Below are 25,560 nucleotides of genomic sequence, written 5' to 3'. Positions count from 1 at the left end.
CCGCTCGACTTGCATGTGTTAAGCACGCCGCCAGCGTTCGTCCTGAGCCAGGATCAAACTCTCCAACAAAAACTGGCTCCTACTGGCGGGCCCACTCCCGACGGGGTCAGGAACATGAGCCCAAAAATGAACTGGCACAAACCACCAGTCCCGATAATCTAGCTCGACACACTGTTGAGTTCTCAAAAGACACCCGCACACCATGGCTCACCTGTCGGAGAACTTCCGGGGCTTTCCCCACCGTACACCCACACGGATCCGCGAGGATCCAGGGGGTCCGGCCCAGGGGGGCGGCCAGCGGGCCTGTTGACCGAACCTCGAGGGCTCGTTCTGTCCGGCGTCTCGCTGACGACGAGAAAGTTACGCCCCGCCGACGGGGAGGGTCAAACCGGGGTCCCGCACCCCGAAACCGACCCGTCGATGCAGGTCAGCGAGGTACGCTCGGCGCCGACGGCCGGGTTGACGGCAGATTCCGTCCTTCATGACGCCGGTCACACTTCGTCGTCGAACGCCGGCGCGGGGCGGTGGAGGGCCGGCGATTCTCGCACTGACCTGCAGAAACGGCTCGAGGCCGTCGCTCACGGTGCGCAACCTCCCGTCGATCGGCCCGAGCCGGCCCGTCAAGCGGGCTCCAGCTCCCGTCGGGCACGACCGGGGACGGACCCGTCCCCCACGAGGTCGCCGGCCCGCTCGGTTCCGGCCGCGACGTCAGCGCGGCACGGGTGCTTCGCGCGCGTGCGCGCGGGGGCGCGAAGCGGTCCGCACCGGGTACGCAGCCGGCACCCGGTCCACCTCTCCCGGGGCATCTCGATCAATTTGCTTCAGGGAGCATCCGGTCCGAGCGAGGCCGCGGATATCGGGCGCAGGCCGTGATCGAACCGCAATCAGTACCCCGAGAGTCGGGAGTCCACACCTGCCACCGCTCGATCGAATTCGGAGAAACGCGATCCGTCGACACGTCGTCGCAGGCAGCGACGGACGGACCACCCGTTCGGGCGTGCAACTCGTCCCGGTCTGTCGCGTTGGACGGGATGAGCGTCTCCCACCGGACGCGCCGCGAACGCGGGGGCGAGCAATTCCGCGGCGGCCGGTGGGAGACGCTCTTTCCGTTCACGTCGAATTCGACGGCCCGCCACCCCGGACGGAACAGTTCCGGGGCGTCGCCTCAGACCCCCGTCGTCGAGCCCGGGCGGACGATCATCAGGACGACCACGACCGCCCAGAGCACCGCGAAGACCCCGGACGTCATCGGCAGGATCCGGGCGGTGCGCTCGACCCCGGGTCGGAGCTCTCCTGCCAGCGCGGCCACGACGGTGGCCTGTGCAGGAAGGATCCCCAGGCCCAGGAGCGCCGCGGCCGCCGCCGTCAGGACGAGGGACGCGATCAGCCACGCGTCCCCGAGCACGCCCATCGCCACGGCGGTGGCGAGACCGAAGAACGGGACGGCGACGGCGAGCACCGCGTAGACCCGGCTGACCCGATGGAGGAGCGCCACCGGGGTCGGCGATCCGTCGCCGGCGAGGGCGGCACGGGCGTACCGCGGGAACATCGACGTGGCCATGGTCACCGGTCCGACGACCACGATCGCGGCGAGGACGTGGACCGAGAGCAGGACGGCCGTCACATCCGTCTCCTTCCTCCGGCCCCGAAAGACCGGCTGCGAGTTACAGGTGGACTGAAACAGTGACCGATCACTGGGCGCCCGCGCGTCCCGGAACGGGTCGTGCATCCTTCAGCCCGGCTGAAACAGCCACCGGCTACCGACCGGACGCACCACCGGATCGGGCGGCCGCATGTTTCAGCCACCCTGAAACTAGCAGTCTGTGCGTCCCGCGGTCAGGGGGTGTCCTCGCCCAGCCGCCCCAGCATCCCCACGAGGGTGCGGGCCAGGAGGGCGCGCTCGGGCCGCGGGACCGAGGCGAGCATCACCCGCTCGACCTCGCCGACCGCCTTCTCCGCCCGGGTCAGCAGCCGCCGCCCCTCGGGTGTGACGTGCAGCTCGGCCACCCGCCCCCGCCCCGGCTCGGTCCGGCGCTCCACCGCACCGCGCTCCTCGAGCTGGCGCAGCGTCGCCTGCATGCTCTGGGCGGTCACCCCCGCGCGGCGACCGAGCTCGCTGTAGGAGAGCCCCGGTCGTCGGGCCAGGTGCCCGAGTGCCGACAGGTGCCTCATCGTCAGCTGCTCGGCCCGCAGCGCCGTGTCGATCTCCTCGCGTATGCGGCGGCCGAGGGTGGCGAGCAGCACCGCGACCGCACCCGGCCCGGCCGGCGGACCGGCTGGGGGCGGAGCGGGGCTCGTCACGGCCGTCATCATGCCTGCCGATCCCGGGCCGTCCGGTCGTGCCGTCACCGGAGCACGGACCGACGACGAGGAGCAGCCCGAGAACACCGCCGGCCCCCGCACCGCGGAACGGGTGCGGGGGCCGGTGGTCGCGGGGGTCACCTGCCGGGCCGGGGATCGGCCGGCCCGGCGGGGAGCCCCTGCGGTTCCCGGACGGCGCCGGGATGTGGGAGCGGATCAGGCGTTCTGGGGGAAGCCCAGGTTGATGCCGCCGTGCGACGGGTCGAGCCAGCGGGTGGTCACGACCTTGCCCCGGGTGAAGAAGTGGAAGCCCTCGACGCCGTGCGCGTGGGTGTCGCCGAACAGCGAGTTCTTCCAGCCCCCGAAGGAGTAGTAGGCCATCGGCACCGGCACCGGCACGTTGATGCCGATCATCCCGACCTCGACCTCGTTCTGGAACCGCCGCGCCGCCCCGCCGTCGTTGGTGAAGATCGCCGTCCCGTTCCCGTACGGGTTGGAGTTGATCAGCTCCACGGCGTCGGCGTAGGTGTCCACCCGCACCACCGACAGCACCGGGCCGAAGATCTCGTCGGTGTAGATCGACATGTCGGTCCGGACGTTGTCGAACAGCGTCGGGCCCACGAAGAACCCGGAACCGTCGGCGTCGAACTCCCCCTGCCGGCCGTCGACCACGAGCGTCGCGCCCGCGGCTTCCCCGGCGTCGATGTAGCCCGACACCCGCTCCTGCGCCGCCGAGGTCACCAGCGGACCCATGTCGCAGCCCCGCCGACCGTCCCCGGTCCTCAGCGCCTTCGCCCGATCGGCGATCTTCCCGACCAGGGTGTCGGCGATGTCGCCCACCGCGACCAGCGCCGAGATCGCCATGCACCGCTCGCCGGCCGAGCCGAACCCGGCGTTGATCGCCTGGTCCGCGGCCAGGTCCAGGTCGGCGTCGGGCAGCACGACCATGTGGTTCTTCGCCCCACCCAGGGCCTGCACCCGCTTGCCGTGCGCGGTGCCGGTCTCGTAGACGTAGCGGGCGATCGGGGTCGAGCCCACGAAGGAGATGGACTTGACGTCCGGGCTGGTCAGCAGGGCGTCGACCGCGGTCTTGTCGCCGTTGAGGACGTTGAACACGCCGTCGGGCAGCCCGGCCTCCTTCCACAGCTCCGCCATCCACAACGCCGCGGTCGGGACCTTCTCCGAGGGCTTGACCACCACGGTGTTGCCCGCGGCGATCGCGACCGGGAAGAACCACATCGGCACCATGGCCGGGAAGTTGAACGGGCTGATGATCCCGACAACACCGAGCGGCTGGCGGATCGAGGCCACGTCGACGTCCGTCGAGGCGTTCTCCGTCGCCGAGCCCTTCAACAAGTGCGGGGCGCCACAGGCGAACTCCACGACCTCCTGACCACGCGCCACCTCACCCGCGGCGTCCGACAACACCTTGCCGTGCTCGGAGGTGATGATCGCCGCCAGCTCCGACGCCCGCTCGTCGAGCAGCTCCCGGAACTTGAACAGGATCCGCGTCCGCTTGGCCAGCGAGGTGTCCCGCCAGGCCGGGAACGCCGCCTTCGCCGCCGCGATGACCTCCGCGGCCTCCTCCTCCGAGGCCAGCGGCAGGGACGCGGTCACCTCGCCGGTGGCGGGGTTCGTCACGTCCGAGAACCGGCCGGACTTGCCATCGACCTTCTGGCCGTTGGCCCAGTGGTACAGCGTGTTCGTCATCTCTCTCCTCAGGAACCGGGCCGCAGGAACGACTGCTGGGTCGCCTTGTGCTCGTCGTAGACCGTGCGCGCGGACCGGGTCGACTCGAGCTCCGACACCGCGCTGACCGGGACGTCCCACCAGGACTCCGAGTCCGGAGCGCCGATCAGCGGATCGGTCTCCACGTAGATCACCGTGCTGTCCGACGCGGCCTTGGCCTCGCCGATCGCCGCCGCGAAGTCCTCCGGGGTCTTCGTGCGGATGACGCGGATGCCGAAGCTCTCGGCGTTGGCGGCCAGGTCGAGCGGCAGGACGTCGCCGTCGAGCCGGCCGGTCTCCGCGGAGCGGTACCGGTACTTCGTGCCGAAGCGCTGGGAGCCGAGGGACTCCGAGAGCGACCCGATGGACGCGAAGCCGTGGTTCTGCACCAAGACGGTGATGATCTTGATGCCCTCCTGCACCGCCGTGGCGAGCTCCGTGGCCATCATCAGGTAGGACCCGTCGCCGACCATGACGAAGACGTCCCGGTCGGGGCAGGCCATCCGGACGCCGAGGCCGCCGGCGACCTCGTAGCCCATGCAGCTGTAGCCGTACTCGACGTGGTAGCCCTTGGCGTCCCGGGTCTGCCACAGCTTGTGCAGGTCACCGGGCATCGAGCCGGCGGCGCACACCACGACGTCCCGCGGGTCGGACAGCTCGTTGACCATCCCGATGACCTCGTTCTGGGTCAGCAGGCCGCCCGCGCCGTTCGCCGGGACCTCGGGCTCGTAGACCGCCTTCACGGTGGCGGTCCACTCGGCGTCGAGCGCGGTGTAGCGCTCCTTGTACCCGTCGGCGACCGAGTAGCCGTCGAGCAGCGGCAGCAGGGCCTCGAGGGTCTCCCGCGCGTCCGCGAGGACCGAGGCCCCGGAGTGCTTGACGGCGTCGATCGGGGCCACGTTGACGTTGACGAACCGCACGTCCGGGTTTTGGAACGCCGTGCGGCTGGCGGTGGTGAAGTCCGAGTACCGCGTGCCGATGCCGATGACGACGTCCGCGTCCCTCGCGATCGCGTTGGCCGCCGTCGTGCCCGTGGAGCCGATCGCGCCCAGGCACTGGGGGTGGTCGTACACGAGCGTGCCCTTGCCGGCCTGGCTCTGCCCGACGGGGATGCCGGTGGCCTCGGCGAACGCGGCGAGCGCCGCCGTCGCGCCGGAGTAGTGGACGCCGCCGCCGGCGACGACCAGGGGCCGCTCGGCCGAGCGGATGATCTCCACCGCCCGGGCCAGCGCCGCCTTCTCCGGCAGCGGCCGGGCCACGTGCCACACGCGCTTCGCGAACAGCTCGACCGGCCAGTCGTGGGCCTGGGCCTGGACGTCCTGCGGGAAGCAGACGGTCACCGCGCCGGTCTCGACCGGGTCGGTCAGCACCCGCATCGCGGACAGCAGGGCCGCCGGCAGCTGCTCGGGCCGCCAGACGCGGTCGAAGTACTTGGAGACCGGGCGGAAGGCGTCGTTGACCGTGACGTCGCCGGCGCTCGGCAGCTCGAGCTCCTGCAGCAGCGGCGACGCCGAACGGTCGGCGAAGGTGTCCGCGGGCAGCAGCAGCACCGGGATGCGGTTGATCGTGGCCAGCGCGGCGCCGGTGACCATGTTGGTGGCGCCCGGCCCGACGCTCGACGAGACCGCCCACGTCTGCAGCCGGTCCCTCATCCGCGCGTAGGCGACGGCGCTGTGCACCATGGCCTGCTCGTTGCGGCCGAGCACGTACGGCAGCGCGCCCGGGTCCAGCAGCTCGGCCTGCAGGAGTGCCTGGCCGAGGCCGGCGACGTTGCCGTGGCCGAAGATGCCGAAGCAGCCGGCGAAGAGCTTCTGCTCCTCCCCGTCGCGCTCGCTGTACTGCGCGGCGAGGAACCGGACGGTCGCCTGCGCGACGGTGAGCCGGATCGTCTCACCCATTTACTGACCTCCGAGGCGGGAGTCGATCGCCTGGTCGGCCCACGTGTCGCGGATCCAGGCCTGGTCGGGGTGGTCCGTGATGAGCCAGGCGCGCTCCTCGCCGGGGCCGGCCATCACGTTCAGGTAGTACATGTCGTGCCCGGGCGCCGCGGCGCACGGACCGTGCCAGCCCCACGGGATCAGCACCGTGTCGCGGTCGTGGACCTCGACCATGATGTCGATCTCGTGGCCCGGCGAGCTGCTGGTGCGGTGGAAGCCGAGGCCGGGCTGGCCGGCGGGGCCGGGCGCGATCTCGAAGTAGTAGATCTCCTCGAGCTGCGACTCGTGCGGGCCCGCCTCGTCGTGCTTGTGCGCGGGGTAGCTCGACCAGTTGCCGCCGGGGGTGATCACCTCGCAGGCGATGATCGAGCCTGCGTCGAAGGAACCGACGGTGCCGAAGTTGCGCACCTGGCGGCTGGCCTGGCCGGCGCCGCGCAGCTCCACCGGCACCTCGGCCTTCGGGCCGTACCGGAAGGGCAGCTCCTGCTCGCACTGCGCGCCGCACAGGGCGAACCGGCCGCCGGCCTCCGACGCGATCGTGACGGTCGAGCGGATCGGCAGGTAGGAGACGTCCGTGGGGCCCTCGAAGACGGTGGCCCGCCCCTCGAGGGTGTGCGTCTCGCCGCCGAGGCTGACGGTCGCGGAGCCGGACAGCGGCACCACGAACATCTCCTCGGTGCCGGTCTCGACCACGCGCTCGCCGCCCGCGGGCAGGTTCAGGATCCGCAGGCTGGAGTGCTCCCAGCCTGCCGACTTCGGGGTGACCTCGAGCTCGTAGCCGTCGGCGGCACCGGTGCCGGCGGGGATGTACAGCTCGCTCATGCTGCGACCACCTCCTGGGGCCGGACGAGGGAGACGGCGGTGTCGACGGCGGCGGCCACGTCGTCGTCGGCGGGGTAGAGCAGCGCGCGGCCGACGATGAGGCCCCGCACCGAGGGCAGCTCCAGCGCGGCCTTCCAGGAGGCGTAGGTCTCCTCGGGCGCGCCGGTCGGGTCGCCGCCCAGCAACAGCGTCGGCAGGGTCGTGGCCTCCATGACCCGCTCCATGCCGTCGACCACGGGCAGCTTCATCCAGGTGTAGGCGCTGGAGGCACCCAGGCCCTGGGCGATGTGCACCGACTTCACGACGGCCTCGGTGGACAGGTCGTTGACCACCCGCCCGTCGACCCGCCGGGACAGGAAGGGCTCGACCATCGCGACGATCCCGGCCCGGTTGGCGTCGGTGACGACCTGCGCGCAGGTCTCGAGGGTGTTCACCGTGGCCGGGTCGTCGAGGTCGATCCGGGTCAGCATCTTGATCGCCTCGAAGCCCGCCTCGGCGGTACCGGCGACGTCGTAGCCGGTCATCCGGTCGTCCATCTCGAAGACCGAGCCGGCCAGCCCGCCGCGGTTCATCGAGGACACGACGACCTTGCCCTCGAGGGCGCCCAGCAGCAGCAGGTCCTCGAGGATGTCGGCGGTGGCGAGCACGCCGTCGACGCCGGGCCGGCCGAGCGCGGTGACCAGGCGGTCGAGCAGCTCGGGGCGGCTGGCCATGGCGTCGGACCGGCCGCGGGCGGCGAGCGCGCCGCGGGCCGGGTGGTCGGCGGCGACGATCATGAGCCGGCCGTCGACGGGCACGAACGGGCGGCGCCGGCGGTTCTTCAGCAGCGTCGTGATGCGCTGCGGCTCGAAGGTCCGGATCTCCCGGATCTCGTCGTGGTTCCGGGCGAAGCTCACGCGGTCACCTTTTCGTTGCGGGCCTCGTTGGGGTCACCGCCGGCGAGGAGCACGTCGATCTCCTCGGCGGTCGGCATGGCGGTGGAGCACTCCAGGCGGGAGGCGACGATCGCGCCCGCGGCGTTGGCCCGGCTGAGCACCGTCTCCAGCGGCCAGCCGGCGAGCAGGCCGTGGGCCAGCGAACCGCCGAAGCTGTCGCCGGCGCCCAGGCCGTTGTAGGGCGTGATCGTGATCGGCGGGGAGACGACGCGCTCGGTGCGGCTCTTCGCCAGCACGCCCTTCGGGCCCTGCTTGACGATGGCGAGCTCCACACCCGCGTCGAGCAGCGCGTCGGCGGCCCGCTCGGGGTCGGTCTCGCCGATCGCGACCTCGCACTCCTCGCGGTTGCCGACGGCCACGGTGACCTGGCCGAGGATCTTCTGGATCTGCTCGGTGGCCGCGGCGGGGGTCTCCCAGAACATCGGCCGGTAGTCCAGGTCGAGCACCGTCGGACGGCCGTCGCGCGCGGCGAGCACGTCGTGGTGCGTGGTCCGGCTCGGCTCCTCGGAGAGTCCGGTGACGGAGAGCCAGAGCAGCTGGGTGCCCCGGACGGCGTCGAGGTCGACGTCCGCCGTCCTGACCTGCAGGTCCGGGGCCTTCGGCTTGCGGTAGAAGTACAGCGGAAAGTCGTCCGGCGGGAAGATCTCGCAGAACGTGACCGGCGTCGGGTACTCCTGGTTCGTGACGACGTGCTCGTCGCTCACCCCGAGCCGCCGCAGCTCCTGCCGGACGTAGCGGCCGAACGGGTCGTCGCCGACGCCGGTGATGATGGCGGCCCGCCGGCCGAGCCGCGCGGCGGCGACGGCGACGTTGGCGGTGGTGCCGCCCAGGAACTTGCCGAAGGACTCGACGTCCTCCAGGCCCACCCCGACCTGCAGGGGATAGATGTCCACCCCGGCGCGCCCGAAGGTCAACACCTCTGCTGGTTCGCTCATCGAGTCCTCTTCGACGTCTGGTCCCGCGCTGCTGCCGTGCTCGAAACTACGAGCGCGGCGCCGTCGCAGTCAATACTTTGTCTATACATAGTTACGTACACACTTGTAGCCTCCCCCGCATGGAGGACACCCCCGTCGCGTTCGACGTCGCGCTGGACCGGACGAGCCCGGTCCCGCTCTACCACCAGCTCGCGCTGGCCATCGAGCACGCGATCGAGACCGGCGTCCTCAAGCCCGGCGACCGGCTGGAGAACGAGGTGGCGCTGACGGCGCGACTCGGCCTCGCCCGGCCGACCGCGCGGCAGGCGATCCAGGAGCTGGTCAACCGCGGGATGCTGGTGCGCAAACGGGGCGTCGGCACGCAGGTCGTGCAGCCGCACGTGCGCCGCGAGGCCCGGCTGACCAGCCTGTTCGACGACCTCGCCGCGGAGGGGCGGGTGCCCGGGACCGAGCTGCTCTCGCTCGACGGGTGCAGCGCCGACGAGGTGCCCGAACCGCCCGGCCTGCCGCCGCGGCTGACCCGCATCCGGCGGCTGCGCAGCGCGGACGGGGTGCGGCTGGCGATCCTGACGAACTACCTGCCGGAGCACTACACCGTCGACGGCGCGGCCCTGGAACGAACGGGCCTCTACTCGCTGCTGCGCGCGCAGGGCGCGAGCTTCCGGATCGCGCACCAGAGCATCGGGGCGCGGCTGATGACCGCCGAGGAGGCGACGCTGCTCGGCGAGGAGCATCCCGCGGCGTGCGTGACGGTGCGCCGCTCGGTCTACGACGACACGGGCGCCTTCGTGGAGACGGGCACGCACGTGTACCGGGCCTCGCAGTACACGGTGCGGACGTCACTGGTGGTGTGAGGGCTGGTCTCGGCCGCCCTGGCAATGCCCGCGGATGCGCGTGCGCGGGCCAGTGGGCGCGGATGCGCGTGCGCAATGCCCGGGGATGCGCGTGCGCGGGCAAGTGGGACGTGAGGGCTGTCGGCGGGCTCTCGAACAGCTCTCGTGTCCCACTTCGTGCCGGACCCCACCGCACCTGCACGCGGATCGGCGGGCATTGCGGCGACGGGATGAGCACCAGCGCTGTCTGCCGGCCGCGGAACAGCACGGATGCTCATCTCACGGCATGCGGCCCCGGCGAGAGCGCCCGCGGATCCGCGAACGTTGCCGGGTCGAGACGAGCCTCAGGGTCGTCGGAGCGGCGCGAACCAGCCCTGACGTTCATCGCGACTGCCCGGGGCACGGTCCCCCGGCTCAAGCTCCCTGGGCCAGGGCGGTGGAGAGCTGCGGGACGAGGTGGTCGAGGGCGTAGGGCACCGAGAGGACGCTGTTGTAGGTCATCGCCCCGCGGGTGTCGGTGTCCGGGACGATCATCCGGCCGGAGGCGACGACCGGGACCTGCTGGAGCACGGCGTCGGCGTCGACCGCGGCGCGGGCGGCGGGCTGGTCGGCGAGCATCACGAGGACGTCGCCGTCGAGGATCCCGGCCTGCTCCGGCGCCACCTCCACGAAGAACCGCTCCCCCGTGTCGAGCGCGGCGACGCCCTGCGGGAGCGTGAAGCCGAGGCCGGCCATGACCTGGCCGCGGGCGTCGCCGGGGGTGTAGGCGCCGTACTTGCCGTCGTAGGGCAGCACGACGGTGCCGACCTTGCCGCGGAAGCCGGGGTTGGCGGCGACGGCCGCGGCATAGGCGTCGTCCGCCTTGCGGATCAGCGCCTCGCCCTCGGCGGGCTTCCCGAGCGCCTGCGCGATCGTGCGGGTCGCGTCGCTGCGCGGGACGGCGTAGGCCGCGGTGCCCTCCGGGCGGGCGATGGTGGGTGCGATGGCGGAGAGCTTCTCGTAGACGGACCGGTCGAAGCCCGCGTTGATCCCGATGATCAGGTCGGGCCGCAGCCCCGCGATCTGCTCGAGGTTCGGCTGGGAGTCGCTCTCGAGGAGCACCGGCTGCTCACCGCGCACCAGCGGTCGCGCCCAGGGACCGAGCCCGCCGGTCGACTTGTAGAACCCGTACCCGGTCAGCGCGACGGGCGTGGTACCGAGGGCGAGCACCGCGTCGGCGTCCGTCACCCCCAGCATGACGATGCGGGTCGGCGGGGCCGGGATCGTCGTCGTCCCGAAGAGGTGGGTCACCGTGACCGGCTCGGCGGACCGGGCGGGTGCCGCCGGTTCGGCCGAGGAGCAGGCTGTGAGCAGTAGCCCGACGAGCAGGACGAACGGGACGATCAGGCGGCGAGACGGCACGCGAGGACATTAGGCCAGCCTCACCTTCGGAGGGAAGCCTCAGCGCGCGGCGCACTCGGCGCAGCGGCCCCAGAACACGAGCTCGGCCTCGTCGATCTCGAAGCCCTCCTGGTGCGCCGGCGCGAGACACGGCGCCGCCCCGACGGCGCAGGGCACGTCCCTCACCCGGCCGCAGACGCGGCAGACCAGGTGGTGGTGGTTGTCGCCGTGCTGCAGTTCGAAGCGCGTGGCCGAGCCGGCCGGCTCGATGCTGCGCACCAACCCCACCCGGCGCAGGTCCTCGAGCACGTTGTAGAGGCCCTGCCGGGACAGCTCGGACACGGCAGACGGCCCCGCGGCCGCCCCCGCCTGCGCCACGACCTCCGCCACCTCGACGGCGGTGGAGTGCGGCCGGTCGGCCAGGGCGTGCAGCACCGCACGCCGGTGCGGCGTGCTGCGCAGCCCCTTCTCCCGGAGCAGGGCGGTGAGGTCGTCCATGCAGGTGAGGCTACCCCAACACATTGGATGCGGTCACTAACTTGACGAGCATCACAAGTTGACTCGGTCAAAAGTAGGGTACAACTGAATCATGACCGCCACGAACACGACCACCAGCGCCCCCACCGGCCTCCGTCCGTTCACCGCCTCGCCGGAGCTCGAGGCGAACCTGCAGAAGGTGCTCGTCGACCTCGTCGCCCTGCACCTCGAGGGCAAGCAGTTCCACTGGAACGTCGTCGGCGCCAACTTCCGCGACCTGCACCTGCAACTCGACGAGATCGTCGAGGTCGCCCGCGAGCACAGCGACACCGTCGCCGAGCGCATGCGCGCCCTGTACGCGGTGCCGGACGGCAGCCCGCGGACCGTCGCCGAGACGACCTCGCTGCCGCGCCAGCTGACCGGCGAGCAGGGCACCACCGCGGTCGTCAACGCGATGACCGAGCTGCTGTACCGCACCGCCGCCACCGCCCGTGAGGTGCACGACGCGGTCGACGCCGAGGACCCTTCGACCGCCGACCTGCTCCACGCGGTGATCGTCGACCTCGAGAAGCAGGCCTGGATGCTGAGCTCGGAGAACCGGCGCGCCTGAGCGACCCGGGCGCGACGGGCGGCTGCGGCCGGATCCCCTTCGGGGGTCCGGCCGCCTCCCGTTCTCGGGCCCGCCCGTAACGTCCGGAACGCCCGGAGCGTGAGATCTTCCGAGAGATCGGCGCGGGGGTGGTTCACGTTGTTCGGACGGCGCAGGCGTGCGGCCGCGGTGGAGATCCGCACGGACCGGGAGGTCTACCGGCCCGGCGACACGGTCCGGGCGCGGGTGCGCCTGACCCCGGGCACGGACCTGCCCGATCCCGAGATCGTCGTGGCGCTCCTGCACGCCGACAGCATCAGCGAGAGCGGCAGCAGCTGGACGGACTCATGGGCGGTGGACGGCCGGTACGTGTTCCAGGGCCGGTCGCTGCGGGCCGGCGAGGCCGTCGAGGTCGAGGTGGACCTGCGGGTGCCCGACCGCAGCCTGCCCTTCCCCGACGTCGACGACGACCCGCTCGTCGACGACCCCGAGGACTACCGCTACGAGATCCTCCGCTCCGAGGTGTGGGGCGCGCCGACGAGCATCGGCAAGGCGCTCCGTTCGGAGTGGTTCGTGCAGGTGATCGCGCCCGGCACGGACGAGCGCGCCGCGATCACCGTGCTCGCGGTGGGCGGCCCGGCGGAGGCGGCGACCGAGCCCCGGGGCGACTCGGACCGGCTCGCCCGGATCACGCTCGACGGGCTGCCGCAGCGGTCGGTCCCCGCCGGCGCGACGGTGACCGGCCGGCTGCGCGTCGACGCCCGGACGGAGCTCGACGCCCGCGCCCTGCGAGTGGACCTCGTGCTCGTCGAGACGCAGGGGGACCGGGTGCTGACCGCGGAGCGCAAGGCCTCCACGACGGTGTCCGGGCCGGCCCGGCTCACCCCGGGCGCGCCCCGCGACCTGGCCTTCTCGCTGACGCTGCCGCCCGACCTCACGCCGTCCATCACCACCGAGTCGTGGGCGATCAGCTGGGTCCTGTTCGGCGTCGTCGACCTGCCCCGGCGCGAGGACGCGGTGGGCAAGCGGATGCTGCCGGTGCACGACCCCCGCGCCTGACCCACTCGATCGGCCACGGCGACCGCTCCGATCTCCCCCACCTGAGCGGTCTCGAGGGGACCTCGTACCGGCTGCCCTAACCGAGGAGCGCCGCGACCTGTCCGGCGACGGGCGGCGCGCCGCGCCGGTTGTCGATCTCGTGGTGCGGGACGGGCGGCGGCTCGTCCGGGCGCATCCGGGCCAGGAAGGCGTCGAAGTCCGCGAGCTTGCCCGTGTCCCGCGACGAACCGCGCTGCTCCAACCGGTGCCGCAGGGTGGCGCGGTCCGAGCGCACCCAGACCAGCCGGACCTCGTCGCCGCCGAGCTCGGCCACCCAGCGGCACCACCGGTCCGGGTCGCGGATCTGCCCCGTGAACGGGCCGGAGAGCAGCACCGGGCAGCCCTGCGCGCGGATCTCCCGCGCGGTCGCGGTGAGCCCCGCGTACTCGTGGACCTTGACGTGGGCGTCGTACCAGGGGCCCTCGCGCTCGCCGGGCGGGCGGCCCGCGGCGGCCAGGGTCGCGGCCACGAAGTCCCCGTAGAGCGTGTCCTTGTCCAGCAGCGCGGGGACGGGGTCGAGGGCGGCGAGCAGCGCGGCCGCGACCGTCGTCTTGCCCGCGCCGGGTGCCCCGGCGACCACCCAGACCGTCGCGGCCCGCCCGTCCACGGGTCCACCCTGCACGATCGACGCCGGGCGGGCCAGGATCACCCCGTGTCCCGCGACCCGATCGGCCCGGCCACCGTGCCCGGCGCCTTCGACGACCACGCCGCCTCGTACGACCGGCTCGTCGGTCGCAACCCCGGCTACCACGAGCACCTGCGGCTGTCGGCCCGCCGGCTCACGCGATGGTCGGCTCCGCAAGCTCCGCCGCGGTGCGGCACCGGGCCGCGGCTGCTCGACCTGGGCTGCGGCACGGGGGCCTCGACGGCCGCGCTGCTGGCCGCCGCCCCGGACGCAGAGATCGTCGCGGTGGACGGCTCGGCGGAGATGATCGCCGAGGCACGGCGCAAGGCGTGGCCGGACCGGGTGACCTTCGTGCACTCCCGGCTGGAGGACCTGCCCGCGACCGGGATCACCGGCCCGTTCGACGGGATCCTCGCCGCCTACCTCGTGCGCAACCTGCCCGACCGCGACGCCGGCCTGCGGACGATGCACGACCTGCTCGCCCCCGGCGCCCCGCTCGCGGTGCACGAGTACTCGGTGCGGGACAGCCTGCGCGCGCGGGCGATCTGGACGGCGGTCTCCTGGGGGATCATCATCCCTCTGGGCCGCCGGGTCACCGGCTCGGCCGGCCTCTACCGCTATCTGTGGCGCAGCGTCCTCGACTTCGACGGCGCCGGGCGCCTCGCCGCGCGGATGCGCGCGGCCGGGTTCGCCGACGTCGGCGTCGAGCCGGTGACGGGCTGGCAGCGGGACATCGTCCACACCTTCCTCGGCCGGCGCCCGGCCTGACGCTCATGCCCGGTCGGCGATCGCCTCCCCGCCCTCGGCGTGCGAGGCGCAGTGGGCGCAACAGAAGAACTTGCCCGCCGCCTGCACACCGTGTCCGACGATCTTGCAGCCGCAGTGCTCGCACACCGGCGCCATCCGGTGGATCGCGCACTCGAAGCTGTCGAACACGTGCACCGCGCCCCGGGCGTGCACCTCGAACGCCATGTCGTAGTCGTTGCCGCAGACCTCGCACTCGGCCACCGCACGCTCCTCTCCTCGACGCAGGGCCCCGGCGTACCCGCTCACACGGGGCCGAAGCGCGCCGCATGCCCGCGGCCGTGCCGGGTAGGCGGGCCCCACCACGACCACGGCCGCCACCCCGACCGAGGAGGAGCCATGCCGGACCCCGGCAGCCACGCCTTCGACGTGCCGCGCACCCGCAGGCGCGCGGAGCACGACGACACGGGCACCCCCGACCGGCACGCCGACCGGGCCGCGCGGGAGGAGCTCGAGCGCGAGCACCCGCCGGCGCCGAAGGGCGATCCGGAACGGGCGGCCGGCCCGCGCGGGGACGGGCAGGGCGGCCAGGCCGTCGAGAAAGCGCCGGCCACCGGTCCGGAGCTGCGCAGCCCGGCGTTCACCGACCACACCCCGATCCCGGACCGCCACCACGGTGAGGACGCGGTCCCGCCGCCGCTCGAGTGGGGCGAGGTCCCCGAGGGCGCGGCCGAGCTCGCGCTGGTGGTCGAGGACCTCGACGCGGACGGCCGGGTGCACCGGCTGGTCGCGGGGATCCCTGCCTCGGCGACCGGGATCGGCGAGGAGGGGCTTCCGGAGGGCGCCGTCGAGGGCCGCACGAGCGGGGGCGGCACCGGCTGGGAGCCGCCCCGGACGCCCGTCGGCGAGGATCACCGGCTCGCCTTCCGGCTGCTGGTGCTCGACGAACCGCTCGGGCTGTCCGAGGGCGCCGGCCCGGACGAGCTGCACACCGCCGCCGAGGGTCACGTGCTGTGCCGCGGCACTCTCGTCGGGCTCGTCGCCCGCTGATCCACGGCCTTCGGGGCGGTCGTGGCCGCCGCCGCCCGGGGTCGTGTCGTCCATGGGCAATCCGGCAGGTCCGGTGCGGTGTCCCGTGTGGTTAGGTGCTGCGGGACACGGTCACGGGAGGTGGCGATGGCGCAGGCGGACGGCGGGCGTTTGCAGATCCTGCTGCGCAGCGAGGACAAGGTGCTGCGGCGGTGGGTCGAGGCGGCGGAGGTGCCGCTGCGCGGCCGGGTGACGATCGGCGAGCTCGAGCGGACCTGCTCGGACCTGCTCGCCGTGCTGGTCGAGGCGGCGGGCAGCGGGCTCGACGTCCGGTCCGACGCCTACGCCGGCGCCCGCGGCTTCCTGGCCGAGCTCTCCCGCGAGTGGGCGCGCCGCGGTTTCAGCCCGAGCGAGACGGCGTCCGCGGTCTTCGCGCTCAAGGAGGCCCTGTTCGCCGCGGCCGACGAGGACGGCGGTGCGGCCGCCGGCGGCGGCGACCTCGCCACGGTGATCGAGTCCTCGCGCTGGGTCGACGCGCTGGGTCTGGTCACCTTCGAGAGCTTCGCCCGCGCCCGCGAGCAGGTGATCAGCGAGCAGGCCGAGCAGCTGCTGGAGCTGACCACGCCGGTGGTGAAGCTGTGGGAGGGCGTGGTCGCCGTCCCGCTGATCGGCACGCTCGACTCCGCGCGCACCCAGATCGTGATGGAGAAGCTGCTGCAGACGCTGGTCGACACCGGCTCCGAGCACGCCATCATCGACATCACCGGCGTGCCCGCCGTGGACACCGAGGTCGCGCAGCACCTACTCAAGACGGTCGTGGCGGCCCGGCTGATGGGCGCGGAGTGCACGATCTCGGGCATCCGGCCGCAGATCGCGCAGACGATCGTGACCCTCGGCATCGAGTTCGGCGACATCACCACCAAGTCGAGCCTGGCCGACGCGCTGCTGCACGCGATGCGCGGCACCGGCGTCGAGGTCGTGCGCCGGGCCGGGGGCCGCTGACCGTGGAACGGGTGCCGGTCCTGTCCCTGGGCGACGCGCTGCTCGTCTCGATCCAGATCGACCTCCAGGACAACACCGTCCTCGCGCTGCAGGAGGACCTGGCCGAGCGGATCGTGGCCACGGGCGCGCGGGGCGTGCTCATCGACATCTCCGCGGTCGACATCGTCGACTCCTTCATCGGGCGGATGTTCGCCTCGATCGCCGCGCTGTCCCGGCTGCTCGACGCCGAGACCGTCGTCGTCGGGATGCGGCCGGCCGTGGCGATCACGCTCGTCGAGCTGGGGCTCTCGCTCGAGGGCGTGCGTACGGCGCTCGACGTCGAGCGCGGGATGAAGATCCTGCGCGCGCTGTCCGACCACCGCGACCTGCCGGTGACCGACGTGGCGGAGGACCTCGTCCCCGTCGCGGAGGGCGGCGGCCCGGCCGCCGGGACGTGACCATCTCCACCGGCGTCGACGAGCTGCCGATCCGCAGCGGCGACGACGTCGTACGCGTCCGGCAGCTCGTCCGGGCGCGCGCCCAGGAGGTGCGGCTGTCGCTGGTGGACCAGACGAAGCTCGTGACGGCGGCCAGCGAGCTGGCCCGCAACACCCTCGTGCACGGCGGTTCCGGCACGGCCACGGTGGAGACCGTGCACCGCGAGGGCCGGGCCGGGATCCGGGCCGTGTTCGCCGACCAGGGCCCGGGGATCCCGGACGTCGACCAGGCCCTGACCCCGGGCTGGACCAGCGGGTCCGGGCTCGGTCTGGGGCTCTCCGGTGCGCGCAAGCTCGTCGACGAGTTCGCGATCGACACCGCGGTCGGCCGCGGCACGACGGTGACCGTGGTCAAGTGGACGCGGTGATCCCACCTCGGGTCGAGGACGTCGCCTGGATCCCGCTCGACGACCCCAGCGCCGCCGGCGGGTCCCGGAGGGCTGCCGAGAAGCTGGCCGAGCAGCTCGGCTTCCCCGAGTCCCGCGTCGCCGAGGTCGGTCTGGCCGTCACCGAGATCGCCACGAACGTGGTCCGGCACGGGGGCGGCGGCGCGCTGCTGCTGCGCGCGGTGCACCTGGACAGGACCGGCGGCATCGAGGTCGTCGCGGTCGACGCGGGGCCGGGGATGACCGACGTGCCGGCCTCGAGCCGCGACGGGCACTCGACCAGGGGCTCCCTCGGCGTCGGCCTCGGGACGATCGGCCGGCTCGCGGACGATCTCGACATCGGCTCGCGCCCCGGGCGGGGCACGGTCCTGGTCGCCCGCTTCCGACCGCTGCGCGACGACCTGCCGCCCGTGCCCGACGCCGCGGGCATCACCCGGGCCCTCTCCGGCGAACAGCTCTGCGGGGACGCCTACGCGCTGCGGGAGGAGGGCTCCCGGCTCTGGCTGATGCTCTGCGACGGCGCGGGGCACGGCCCGCTCGCGGCGGCCGCGGCGCGTGAGGCGGTGCGCGCGTTCGCCGAGCCGGAGCGACCGCCGGCGGGGCCGGTCGACGCGCTCAGGGCGATCCACGGGGCGATGTCCGGGACCCGCGGGGGCGCGGTGGCGGTCGCCGAGCTGGACCCGGACGCAGGGCTCGTGCGTTTCGCGGGGGTCGGCAACGTGGCCGGCGCGGTCGTGAGCGGCACGACGAAGCGCAGCATGATCTCCGTCGGGGGGATCGCCGGCTACCGGGTGCCCACGCTGCGCGCCTACGACTACCCCCTGCCGCCCGGCGCCGTCGTCGTCCTGCACTCGGACGGGGTCCGGCCCCGCTGGCGCGCGGAGGACCTGGGCCCGCTGCCGCGCCGGTCCCCCGTGATCGTCGCCGCCGCCCTGCTGCGCGACGAGGGCGTTCGCCAGGACGACGCCTCGGTCGTGGTGGGCCGCGCCCCCGGGGCCGACCGGTGACCGCCGGGCGGGGCGAGGTCTTCCGGCTGCGGGTACGCGGCGAACAGGACGTGTTCGTCGCCCGGCAGCGGGGCCGGGAGGTCGCGGCGCTGGCCGGGCTGGAGCACCAGGACCAGATCCGGGTCGCGACCGCGCTCAGCGAGCTGAGCCGCGAGCTCGCCACGCTGCCCGGCGAGGTCCTGATCACCATGGCGCTCGGGGCCGAGCCCACCCCCGCGCTGGTGCTCACCGCGGAGTGGTCCGGCGGGGCCGGGCACCCCGAGGACCTGGAGGGCGTCCGGGCCGCGGCGCGGCTGACGGACGGCTGCGAGGTCAGCCACGAGGGCACGGGCGGGTCGGTGCGGCTCACCAAGCGGCTGCCGCCGGGCAGCGCGGTCGACACCGACCAGGCCGAGCGCATCCGCACCGCGGTCCGCGAGTCGCGCCCGGCCGACCCGCTCGCCACGCTGCGCAGCCAGAACCAGGACCTGCTCGAGGCGCTGGAGAGCCTGCAGGCGCGGCAGGAGGACCTGCTCCGGGTCAACGCCGAGCTCGAGGAGACCAACCGCGGGGTGATGGCCCTGCATGCGGAGCTGTCCGAGGAGCTGGAGGAGACCAACCGCGGCGTCGTCGCCCTCTACGCCGAGCTCGACGACGCCTCCACCCGGCTGCGCGAGGCGAGCGAGGCGAAGACCCGCTTCTGGGCGAACGTGAGCCACGAGCTGCGCACCCCGCTCAACTCGGTGCTCGGCATCTCCCGGCTGCTGCTCGACCCCGGGGGCGGCGGCTCGCTGGACCCCGAGCAGCGCCACCAGGTCGAGCTCATCCGGGACGCGGGCGCCATGCTGTTGTCGTTGGTCAACGAGCTGCTCGACGTGGCGAAGGCCGAGTCGGGGCAGCTCACCGCCACGATCGTGCCGACGGACCTTGGAGCGGTGTTCGACGCGCTGCGCGCCACCCTGCGCCCGGTCGCCGGGGCCGAGGTCGAGCTCGTCGTGGAGCGGCCGGCGATCGACGTCGTGTGGACCGATCCGGAGCTGCTCGGCAGGATCCTGCGCAACCTGGTGAGCAACGGCCTGAAGTTCACCGAGCAGGGCGAGGTGCGGGTCCGGGCGGGTCTGGCCGCGGACGGCGGGGAGGTGGAGATCCGGGTGAGCGACACCGGGATCGGCATCCCGGCCGAGCACCAGCAGCGGGTGTTCGAGGAGTTCTACCAGGTCCGCGGGCACCTGCAGGCCACCAGCGGCGGCACCGGCCTGGGCCTGCCGTACTCGCGGCGGCTGGCCGCGATCCTCGGCGGGTCGCTGGAGCTGGACAGCGAGCCGGGCCGGGGCACCACGATGACGCTGCGCCTGCCGGCACGGCCCGCCGCGGGGACCGCCGAGGGCGTCGTCCCGCTCGGCCGGGTGCTGGTCGTCGACGACGACCCGGGGGTGCGGGCGCTGCTGCGGCGGATCGCGGAGGGGCTCGACGGCGTGGTCACCGAGGCCGACTCGGGCCCGGCGGCGCAGCGGGAGCTGGGGGCGGCGGTGCCGGACCTCGTCCTGCTGGACCTGGACATCCCCGCACCCACCGGCAGCGAGGTCCTCGCCGGGATGCGCGCGGACCCCGCGCTCGCCGCCGTGCCGGTCGTGGTGATCACCGCCGCCCAGCTCACCGAGCCCCGGCGGCGGGACCTGGGCCGCACCGCAGCCGTCGTCGACAAGGCGCAGCTGTCCGGACCGGTGCTGGTCGCCGCCGTCGGGGCCGCCCGGGACCTGGTCGGACGAGCCCCGTGACCAGCCCGGACACCGCCATCGACCTGACCGCGGAGCCGGACGGTGACACCACCGTTCTGGTCGTCGACGACAACGCGGGCAATCGGTACGTCGCCGCCAGCTGGCTGCGGCGCGCGGGGTACCGAGTGCTGGAGGCCGCGACCGGTACGGAGGCGCTGGACCGGGTGGCGCGGGACCCGATCGACGTGGTGCTGCTCGACGTCGGGCTGCCGGACATGAGCGGGTTCGAGGTCTGCGAGCGGATCAAGTCCGATCCGGCGCTGTCCCGGCCGGTGATCCACCTGTCCGCCACGGCGATCCGGGGCCAGGACCGGGCCCAGGGCCTGACCCGCGGCGCCGACGCCTACCTCGTCGAGCCGGTGGAGCCGGACGAGCTGCGCGCCACCGTCTGGTCCGTGCTGCGGTACCACCGCGCGCGGGCGGCGGCGGAGCGGCTCGCCGCGCGGCTGGCCGGGCTCAGCCGCGCGACCATGGCCATGAACGCCGCGGTCGACTTCGACGAGCTGGCGAGCACCATCGCGTCGGGTGCGGCGGCGCTGGCCGAGGCGCCCGCCGCCGCACTGGTCGCGGCGTCGGACCGGACGGTGCGCCGGGCCGTCGTCGACCCCACCGACCCGGCGGACGACACCCCGCGCTGCGACTCGGTCCCGCCACCGCTGCTCGAGCGGCTCGCCGGCCCCCTCCCCGACGGACCGGTGGCCGTGTCCTGGGCCGCGGCGGCGGACGGGCCGGACGAGCCGGCGTCGGCCCTGCGGTTCGGGTTCCGCTCCGGCCGGGTCGCGATCGTGCTGCGGGTACCCGAGCTCTCGACCGAGCTGCGCGACCTGCTCGCCCAGCTCGGCAATGCGGCGGCCCTCGCCGTCGACTCGCTGCAGCTCTACGTCGAGGAGCACACCCTCGCCCTGACCCTGCAGCGCGCCTTCCTGCCCAGCGGCCCGATCGCGCCCGCCGGGCTGGAGGTCGCGGTGCGGTACGTGCCCGCCGCGCAGAACACCGAGATCGGCGGGGACTTCTACGAGGTCGTGGAGCTGGGCGAGGGGCGGCTGCTGCTCGCGATCGGCGACGTCTCCGGGCACTCCATCCACGCGGCGACGGTGATGGTCGAGCTGCGGCACGCGCTGCGCGCCTACGCCGTCGAGGGGCACGGGCCGTCGGCGATCCTGACCCGGCTCGAGGACATGCTGCGCCAGTACCACCCGCGGGAGTTCGCGACGGTCTGCGTGATGGTGCTCGACACCGCGCAGAACGTCGTGACCGTCGCCAACGCCGGGCACCTCGCCCCGCTGCTCGCCTCGCCCGAGGGCACCGTGCCGCTCGCCGTGCGCGGCCCGATGCTGGGCCTGCGCCGGGCCCACGAGGCCGACTCGGTGCTCGCCCTGCCGCCGCGCTGGACGTTGGTGCTCTACACCGACGGGCTGGTGGAGAAGCGCGGCGTCGACCTCGACGAGGCCCTGGAGGAGCTGCGCGCCGCCGTCTCGGTGGACCCGGCCCCCGAGGAGCTGGGCGACCGACTGCTCGGGCGGTTCGCCGGCGTCCGCGAGGACGACATCGCGCTGCTGATCCTGCGCGGCGGCGCGGTCACCTGAGCAGGCGCCACCACAGGAGGACCGTGGTGCCCCCGGACCCGCGGTGGATCTCCGCGTGGTCGCTGAGGTTCGTGATCATCGCCAGGCCCCGGCCGCGGTGCCCGGGGTCCTCCGGGATCGGCCGCCACCGGCCCTCGTCCCGCACCGTGACCAGGACGCAGCCGTCCGCGGTGCACACCGCGCTGAGGTCGACGGGCCGCTCGCCGTCGGTGTAGGCGTGTTCCGCGGCGTTGACCATGGCCTCGTAGGTGGCGAGGAGCAGGTCCTCGACCGTCTCCTCGTCCAGCCCGGTCGCCGCGGCCCACGCCCCCAGCTCGCGGCGCACCGCGGCCAGCCGGGCGGCCTCGCCGGGGAACCGGTGCTCGAGGAGCGGGCCGTCCGCGGCGGGCTCCCGGCTCCAGGCCTCCGCGTCCGGCGGATCGCCGACGGGCTGCCGATCGGGCCGGAGGGGGACGGTCACCATCAGGCGTCCCCGAGCGCGGCGGTCCGGGAGGGGTAGAGCGCCAGGGTCCGGTCCATGCCGGTGATCTGCAGCGGGCGCAGCACCCGCCGCGAGTCCGCGACCACCCGCAGCGCGACGCCGCGCTCGTCGGCCCCGCGCTGGGCGAGCGCGACCGTGGTCAACCCGACGGAGGTGAAGAAGTCGACGGCGGTCAGGTCCAGGACAAGGACGGCCGGCTTCGCCTCGAGCTCGGCCTGCAGGGTCTCGTCCAGCCCGGCGGCGGTGACGAGGTCGATCTCGCCGGCGATGGCGACGACGGTGGTGCGGTCGAGGTGCTCGACGCGGACCGTCAGCGCCTGGTCGCCGTCCGGCCCCGCGCCCAGGAGGGGGTTGATCTCGGCCGTCCCCGGCGTGCGCCGTACCTGCATGGTCCGCCCTTCACCCGCTCCGCCGCCGCGGAGCGATCCGTCCGGCGGGCCCGGCGCCACCCGCGGCGCCGGTGGGCGCGCGGGAGGTGAACCCGGTCCCCTTCTCCGGAGGAGGAGGCTACGCGGCCGTCCGGTCCGTCACCAGCGGGAGCGCGGTCGGCGCACGCTCGTCGCGCCGTTCGGTGCAGCGGGGCCCGGGGACGGGGCCGGTGGCGCACCGTACCCCTCGAACGGCGGCCGACCGGCCCGGCGCCGCTTCTTGAACGGGGTTCAGTAGGGGCGCGCCGACCAACCTAGTAGCGTGCGCGGGGTCATGGCGCAGAGGGTGCGGCTGGACGTCGGGACGCGGCGTGAGCAGCTGCTGGCGGCCGGGGTCGCCCTGTTCGGCGCGCGCCCCTACGCCGAGGTCGAGATCGCCGACATCGCCCGCGCCGCCGGTGTCTCCCGCGGCCTGCTCTACCACTACTTCCCGGACAAGCGGAGCTTCTTCGCCGCCGTCGTCGCCCGGCAGGTCGAGGAGCTCGCCCGCGCCACCCGCACCGACCCCGCCGACCCGCCCCGCGCCCGCCTGCGCGCTGGCGTCGACGCCTACTTCGACTTCATCGAGGCCCACCCGCAGTGGTACCGCTCGCTGTACCGCAGCACCGCCAACGCCGACGACGTCGTCCGCAGCCTCCTCGACCAGGCCCACTCGAACCAGGCGCGATACATCCTGTCCCTCTTCCCCGGCCTCGATCCCACCCCCGCGCGGCGCCTCGCCGTCCGCAGCTGGATCGCCCTCCTCGCCAGCGCGGGGGTCGGGTGGCTGGAGGGCGTCGACGCGTCGCGGGACGAGGTCCGGGAGATGTGCTGCGTCGCCCTGCTCGCGGCGCTGGGGATCGACGTCTGATCGGCACCCGGCGCGTTACCCATGGCCTCGGCGCCACGGAAGGGGCATTGTCGGGACGTGGCCCGGTGTCCGGGGGACGAGCCGGGCGGGAGGGGGAGGCGCAGTGATCGAGCCGTACCAGGTCGTCGGCCTCGTCCCGACGATGCGGGGCATCCGGTACCGCGACGAGATCAAGCGCAACATCGAGCACCTCGGCCACCTGACGAAGGCGGCGTCCTGGCTGTCGGCGATGGCCCTCCCGGTCCGTCTGATCACCATCCCGGAGGGCGCGCTGCAGGGCTTCAACGACGAGGTCCTCGACCACGACCACGAGTGGTTCGCCGCGGAGTGCGCGATCGACATCCCCGGCCCGGAGACGGACGCGCTGGGCGCCCTCGCCGCGAAGTGGGACGCGTACGTGATGGCCACCGCGAAGGCGCGGCACCCCGAGTTCCCGGGCCGCTTCTTCAACGTCGGGTTCGCGATCTCGCCGGCCGAGGAGATCGTGCTCGTGCACCACAAGGTGGTGCCGCTGCAGCCGGTCGAACACTCCGTGACCCCGCACAACGTCTGGGACCGCTGGGTCGAGCTCTACGGCGACGGGCTCGACGCCTTCTACCCGGTGGCGGACACCGAGATCGGGCGGCTCGGCGTGATGATGGCCAACGAGGCCTCGTACCCGGAGAACGCCCGGGGCCTCGCCATGAACGGCTGCGAGGTGGCCTACCGCGGCCCGTACCCGCACCCGCACGCCGGCAACGGGTTCTTCGAGATCCAGAACCGGGCCCGGGCGCTGGACAACAACATGTACGTGATCGCGAACCAGGTCGGCACGTACTACCTGGACGCCGAGTCGGACATCCCCATCGACACCTTCGGCTCGGCCAGCATGATCTGCGACTACCGGGGCACCGTCGTCGGGCAGGTGGGCTACGCCGGGCACTCCACCTACGTCGCGGGCACCGTCGACGTCCAGGCGCTGCGCGACTTCCGCGCCCGCGCGCAGTTCGGCAACTGGCTCAAGGACCTCACGACGGAGCAGTACCAGGTCATCTACCGGGAGCCGATCTACCCGAAGAACCTCTACCTGGACCGGAAGCCGTACGGGCACGACGAGTACCGGCGCGAGGTCACCGAGAAGCAGATCGAGCTCCTCCACGAGCGGGACGTCTGGCGCCGTCCCGATCCGGGCACACGCGACGAGGGCGGAGCCGGGGACCACGGCTGACGCGGGCCCCGCCGAGCTCAGCCGGTGAGCAGCAGGGTGTAGAGGCGGGCGATCAGACCGTCCTGGACCAGGGCGACGTCGACGCCCCGCACAACCGGCGGCTCGCCCTGCGGGCCGAAGTTCCACGCGAGGTAGCCGAGGTCGTCCGCGACCCGGACCGGCCCGTCGGGCGTGAACGCGAAGCCGGGGGCCTCGTCGAGGAGCTTCTGCGCCTTCGCGTCGATGGCCTCGTGCCCCCTGAGGGTCTCCTCGGGGTCGGAGAACTCGACGTCGGGCGCGTAGGTCCGGGCGATGACCGCCCTTCGCCGCTCGGCGTCCCGCTCGTTGAAGACCCCGGTGAGGTTCGCCTTCATGAGTTCCTCGATCGTCGCCATCCCGCGCCCCTCTTCCCGTCCACCACCCGCCGGACGATCAACGTAGGAGCGCGGTTGCTGAAAGGTCAACCATCTGACGGCCTCCGTGCGGTGGCCCGCTGACTCAGGACGCCCTTGTGACCACCGGCCGCTCCCGCCGTGACGCCGTCGGACACCGGAGGAGCGATCCGATCGCTCAGGTCGTAGGTGCCGAACCGGAGTGCGGCGCCCACGACTCCGTCGACGACCCCTCTGTCGCGCCGTCGGAGGAGGGTCGCCATCGCGAGCCCCGGCCGAGCTCCCGCTTCGACGATCTCGTCGACGGCCGCCGGATCGACGGGCGCCGGAGCGGCCCTGCTCGCCCGCACCACGAGCAGCCGCTCCGGAGTGCTCGGGCCCCGGCCGCCCGGCCGCGAGCGGTAGAAGGCACGGGATTCCTCGATCTGCGCCGGGGGCACGTCGACCAGCAGACCGTCCAGCGCGAACCGCACAGGCACTCCTCGGACTCAGCGGCCAGTCGATCAACGGTGACGCCAGCGGCACGGGGCGTCGGCACCCGAGCGCGCGGCACGACCGATGAGTTCCGCCCCGCCG

General features: G+C 73.5%; 28 protein-coding genes and 1 rRNA gene. 13 read left to right on the top strand and 16 right to left on the bottom strand.

Going from position 1 to position 25,560, the window contains the following annotated elements:
• From ABD990_RS23765 to iolC, 8 genes are all read right to left on the bottom strand, one after another.
• A 16S ribosomal RNA gene (locus ABD990_RS23765) occupies positions 1–69 on the bottom strand; the annotation flags it as partial.
• 1,096 nt (positions 70–1,165) lie between these two features.
• Positions 1,166–1,624 carry a hypothetical protein gene (locus ABD990_RS23760; RefSeq protein WP_345382941.1) on the bottom strand — a complete coding sequence of 153 codons (459 nt, stop codon included), beginning with the start codon at positions 1,622–1,624 and terminating at the stop codon, positions 1,166–1,168.
• A gap of 212 nt (positions 1,625–1,836) precedes the next feature.
• Positions 1,837–2,301 carry a MarR family winged helix-turn-helix transcriptional regulator gene (locus ABD990_RS23755; RefSeq protein ID WP_345382940.1) on the bottom strand — a complete coding sequence of 155 codons (465 nt, stop codon included), beginning with the start codon at positions 2,299–2,301 and terminating at the stop codon, positions 1,837–1,839.
• Between the two features lie 216 nt (positions 2,302–2,517).
• The gene (locus tag ABD990_RS23750; RefSeq protein WP_345382939.1) at positions 2,518–4,011 is read right to left on the bottom strand and encodes a CoA-acylating methylmalonate-semialdehyde dehydrogenase; all 1,494 of its coding nucleotides are present in this window, start codon (positions 4,009–4,011) and stop codon (positions 2,518–2,520) included.
• A gap of 8 nt (positions 4,012–4,019) precedes the next feature.
• A complete protein-coding gene (iolD, locus tag ABD990_RS23745; RefSeq protein WP_345382938.1) occupies positions 4,020–5,927 on the bottom strand; it encodes a 3D-(3,5/4)-trihydroxycyclohexane-1,2-dione acylhydrolase (decyclizing) in 1,908 nt (635 codons plus the stop codon).
• Positions 5,928–6,788 carry a 5-deoxy-glucuronate isomerase gene (gene iolB, locus ABD990_RS23740; protein WP_345382937.1) on the bottom strand — a complete coding sequence of 287 codons (861 nt, stop codon included), beginning with the start codon at positions 6,786–6,788 and terminating at the stop codon, positions 5,928–5,930. It lies immediately after the preceding gene.
• Positions 6,785–7,684, bottom strand: a complete 900-nt coding sequence (locus ABD990_RS23735) for a class I fructose-bisphosphate aldolase (protein WP_425569648.1) — start codon at positions 7,682–7,684, stop codon at positions 6,785–6,787. Before ABD990_RS23735 ends, iolB begins: the two co-directional genes overlap by 4 nt.
• Entirely contained in the window at positions 7,681–8,658 is a 978-nt protein-coding gene (iolC, locus tag ABD990_RS23730) for a 5-dehydro-2-deoxygluconokinase (protein WP_345382936.1), read from the bottom strand. The genes ABD990_RS23735 and iolC overlap by 4 nt, the downstream gene beginning before the upstream one ends.
• A gap of 119 nt (positions 8,659–8,777) precedes the next feature.
• Here iolC and ABD990_RS23725 point away from each other — a divergent pair, with 119 nt between their 5' ends.
• On the top strand, positions 8,778–9,512 hold the full coding sequence (locus ABD990_RS23725) for a GntR family transcriptional regulator (protein ID WP_345382935.1): 735 nt from the start codon (positions 8,778–8,780) through the stop codon (positions 9,510–9,512).
• A gap of 393 nt (positions 9,513–9,905) precedes the next feature.
• On the opposite strand, the gene ABD990_RS23720 is transcribed toward ABD990_RS23725, so the two are convergent.
• Together ABD990_RS23720 and ABD990_RS23715 are read right to left on the bottom strand one after the other, a co-directional pair.
• Positions 9,906–10,892, bottom strand: a complete 987-nt coding sequence (locus ABD990_RS23720) for an ABC transporter substrate-binding protein (RefSeq protein ID WP_345382934.1) — start codon at positions 10,890–10,892, stop codon at positions 9,906–9,908.
• Positions 10,893–10,931: 39 nt separating this feature from the next.
• Complete coding sequence (locus ABD990_RS23715) at positions 10,932–11,369, bottom strand: Fur family transcriptional regulator (protein WP_345382933.1); 438 nt, start codon at positions 11,367–11,369, stop codon at positions 10,932–10,934.
• Between the two features lie 91 nt (positions 11,370–11,460).
• Between ABD990_RS23715 and ABD990_RS23710 the strand changes: the two genes are divergently transcribed.
• Together ABD990_RS23710 and ABD990_RS23705 are read left to right on the top strand one after the other, a co-directional pair.
• Positions 11,461–11,958, top strand: a complete 498-nt coding sequence (locus ABD990_RS23710) for a Dps family protein (RefSeq protein WP_345382932.1) — start codon at positions 11,461–11,463, stop codon at positions 11,956–11,958.
• Positions 11,959–12,126: 168 nt separating this feature from the next.
• The gene (locus ABD990_RS23705) at positions 12,127–12,996 is read left to right on the top strand and encodes a hypothetical protein (RefSeq protein WP_345382931.1); all 870 of its coding nucleotides are present in this window, start codon (positions 12,127–12,129) and stop codon (positions 12,994–12,996) included.
• A gap of 76 nt (positions 12,997–13,072) precedes the next feature.
• Here ABD990_RS23705 and ABD990_RS23700 read toward each other — a convergent pair whose 3' ends face one another.
• Positions 13,073–13,642 carry a P-loop nucleotide/nucleoside kinase family protein gene (locus ABD990_RS23700; protein ID WP_345382930.1) on the bottom strand — a complete coding sequence of 190 codons (570 nt, stop codon included), beginning with the start codon at positions 13,640–13,642 and terminating at the stop codon, positions 13,073–13,075.
• A 45-nt stretch (positions 13,643–13,687) separates the two neighbouring features.
• On the opposite strand from ABD990_RS23700, the gene ABD990_RS23695 reads away from it, so the two are divergent.
• Positions 13,688–14,428 (top strand): class I SAM-dependent methyltransferase, encoded by a 741-nt coding sequence (locus ABD990_RS23695; protein WP_345382929.1) that lies wholly within the window; start codon positions 13,688–13,690, stop codon positions 14,426–14,428.
• A 3-nt stretch (positions 14,429–14,431) separates the two neighbouring features.
• Here the strand turns inward: ABD990_RS23695 and ABD990_RS23690 are convergent, their stop codons facing one another.
• A complete protein-coding gene (locus ABD990_RS23690; RefSeq protein WP_345382928.1) occupies positions 14,432–14,668 on the bottom strand; it encodes a hypothetical protein in 237 nt (78 codons plus the stop codon).
• A gap of 135 nt (positions 14,669–14,803) precedes the next feature.
• On the opposite strand from ABD990_RS23690, the gene ABD990_RS23685 reads away from it, so the two are divergent.
• The 7 genes from ABD990_RS23685 (at position 14,804) to ABD990_RS23655 (ending at position 21,647) form a co-directional block, all read left to right on the top strand.
• Positions 14,804–15,454, top strand: coding sequence for a YbhB/YbcL family Raf kinase inhibitor-like protein (locus ABD990_RS23685; RefSeq protein WP_345382927.1), 651 nt, complete (start codon positions 14,804–14,806; stop codon positions 15,452–15,454).
• Between the two features lie 126 nt (positions 15,455–15,580).
• Positions 15,581–16,435: an STAS domain-containing protein gene (locus ABD990_RS23680; RefSeq protein ID WP_345382926.1), complete on the top strand. Its 855-nt coding sequence runs from the start codon at positions 15,581–15,583 to the stop codon at positions 16,433–16,435.
• Between the two features lie 11 nt (positions 16,436–16,446).
• Positions 16,447–16,872: an STAS domain-containing protein gene (locus ABD990_RS23675; protein WP_345382925.1), complete on the top strand. Its 426-nt coding sequence runs from the start codon at positions 16,447–16,449 to the stop codon at positions 16,870–16,872.
• On the top strand, positions 16,869–17,279 hold the full coding sequence (locus ABD990_RS23670) for an anti-sigma regulatory factor (protein ID WP_345382924.1): 411 nt from the start codon (positions 16,869–16,871) through the stop codon (positions 17,277–17,279). Before ABD990_RS23675 ends, ABD990_RS23670 begins: the two co-directional genes overlap by 4 nt.
• On the top strand, positions 17,267–18,304 hold the full coding sequence (locus tag ABD990_RS23665; RefSeq protein ID WP_345382923.1) for an ATP-binding protein: 1,038 nt from the start codon (positions 17,267–17,269) through the stop codon (positions 18,302–18,304). Before ABD990_RS23670 ends, ABD990_RS23665 begins: the two co-directional genes overlap by 13 nt.
• Positions 18,301–20,061 (top strand): ATP-binding protein, encoded by a 1,761-nt coding sequence (locus tag ABD990_RS23660; RefSeq protein WP_345382922.1) that lies wholly within the window; start codon positions 18,301–18,303, stop codon positions 20,059–20,061. The genes ABD990_RS23665 and ABD990_RS23660 overlap by 4 nt, the downstream gene beginning before the upstream one ends.
• Positions 20,058–21,647, top strand: a complete 1,590-nt coding sequence (locus ABD990_RS23655) for a SpoIIE family protein phosphatase (RefSeq protein ID WP_345382921.1) — start codon at positions 20,058–20,060, stop codon at positions 21,645–21,647. The genes ABD990_RS23660 and ABD990_RS23655 overlap by 4 nt, the downstream gene beginning before the upstream one ends.
• On the opposite strand, the gene ABD990_RS23650 is transcribed toward ABD990_RS23655, so the two are convergent.
• Positions 21,640–22,110, bottom strand: coding sequence for an ATP-binding protein (locus ABD990_RS23650; RefSeq protein WP_345382920.1), 471 nt, complete (start codon positions 22,108–22,110; stop codon positions 21,640–21,642). The two genes, ABD990_RS23655 and ABD990_RS23650, sit on opposite strands and share 8 nt — an antisense overlap.
• On the bottom strand, positions 22,110–22,517 hold the full coding sequence (locus tag ABD990_RS23645; protein ID WP_345382919.1) for an STAS domain-containing protein: 408 nt from the start codon (positions 22,515–22,517) through the stop codon (positions 22,110–22,112). Before ABD990_RS23645 ends, ABD990_RS23650 begins: the two co-directional genes overlap by 1 nt.
• 313 nt (positions 22,518–22,830) lie before the next feature.
• Here ABD990_RS23645 and ABD990_RS23640 point away from each other — a divergent pair, with 313 nt between their 5' ends.
• Together ABD990_RS23640 and ABD990_RS23635 are read left to right on the top strand one after the other, a co-directional pair.
• On the top strand, positions 22,831–23,406 hold the full coding sequence (locus tag ABD990_RS23640) for a TetR/AcrR family transcriptional regulator (protein ID WP_345382918.1): 576 nt from the start codon (positions 22,831–22,833) through the stop codon (positions 23,404–23,406).
• 103 nt (positions 23,407–23,509) lie between these two features.
• Positions 23,510–24,613, top strand: coding sequence for a nitrilase-related carbon-nitrogen hydrolase (locus ABD990_RS23635; protein WP_345382917.1), 1,104 nt, complete (start codon positions 23,510–23,512; stop codon positions 24,611–24,613).
• 17 nt (positions 24,614–24,630) lie between these two features.
• Here ABD990_RS23635 and ABD990_RS23630 read toward each other — a convergent pair whose 3' ends face one another.
• Positions 24,631–24,987 (bottom strand): nuclear transport factor 2 family protein, encoded by a 357-nt coding sequence (locus ABD990_RS23630; protein WP_345382916.1) that lies wholly within the window; start codon positions 24,985–24,987, stop codon positions 24,631–24,633.
• Between the two features lie 65 nt (positions 24,988–25,052).
• A complete protein-coding gene (locus ABD990_RS23625; RefSeq protein WP_345382915.1) occupies positions 25,053–25,457 on the bottom strand; it encodes a hypothetical protein in 405 nt (134 codons plus the stop codon).
• Between the last annotated feature and the right edge of the window lie 103 nt (positions 25,458–25,560).

It is taken from the genome of Pseudonocardia yuanmonensis (genome assembly GCF_039542425.1).
In the GTDB taxonomy this organism is placed as follows: domain Bacteria; phylum Actinomycetota; class Actinomycetes; order Mycobacteriales; family Pseudonocardiaceae; genus Pseudonocardia; species Pseudonocardia yuanmonensis.
The sequence above is the reverse complement of the archived record's forward strand: the minus strand, read 5'-3'. Positions and strand labels throughout refer to the sequence as shown.

Excerpts from the sequence above, each read along its gene's own strand:
- ABD990_RS23710 (WP_345382932.1), top strand. The coding sequence starts at position 11,461 with ATGACCGCCACGAACACGACCACCAGCGCCCCCACCGGCCTCCGTCCG.
- ABD990_RS23640 (WP_345382918.1), top strand. The coding sequence starts at position 22,831 with ATGGCGCAGAGGGTGCGGCTGGACGTCGGGACGCGGCGTGAGCAGCTG.
- ABD990_RS23750 (WP_345382939.1), bottom strand. The coding sequence starts at position 4,011 with ATGACGAACACGCTGTACCACTGGGCCAACGGCCAGAAGGTCGATGGC.
- ABD990_RS23645 (WP_345382919.1), bottom strand. The coding sequence starts at position 22,517 with ATGCAGGTACGGCGCACGCCGGGGACGGCCGAGATCAACCCCCTCCTG.
- ABD990_RS23630 (WP_345382916.1), bottom strand. The coding sequence starts at position 24,987 with ATGGCGACGATCGAGGAACTCATGAAGGCGAACCTCACCGGGGTCTTC.
- iolD (WP_345382938.1), bottom strand. The coding sequence starts at position 5,927 with ATGGGTGAGACGATCCGGCTCACCGTCGCGCAGGCGACCGTCCGGTTC.
- ABD990_RS23685 (WP_345382927.1), top strand. The coding sequence starts at position 14,804 with ATGCCGGACCCCGGCAGCCACGCCTTCGACGTGCCGCGCACCCGCAGG.
- iolC (WP_345382936.1), bottom strand. The coding sequence starts at position 8,658 with ATGAGCGAACCAGCAGAGGTGTTGACCTTCGGGCGCGCCGGGGTGGAC.
- ABD990_RS23715 (WP_345382933.1), bottom strand. The coding sequence starts at position 11,369 with ATGGACGACCTCACCGCCCTGCTCCGGGAGAAGGGGCTGCGCAGCACG.
- ABD990_RS23680 (WP_345382926.1), top strand. The coding sequence starts at position 15,581 with ATGGCGCAGGCGGACGGCGGGCGTTTGCAGATCCTGCTGCGCAGCGAG.
- iolB (WP_345382937.1), bottom strand. The coding sequence starts at position 6,788 with ATGAGCGAGCTGTACATCCCCGCCGGCACCGGTGCCGCCGACGGCTAC.
- ABD990_RS23650 (WP_345382920.1), bottom strand. The coding sequence starts at position 22,110 with ATGGTGACCGTCCCCCTCCGGCCCGATCGGCAGCCCGTCGGCGATCCG.
- ABD990_RS23725 (WP_345382935.1), top strand. The coding sequence starts at position 8,778 with ATGGAGGACACCCCCGTCGCGTTCGACGTCGCGCTGGACCGGACGAGC.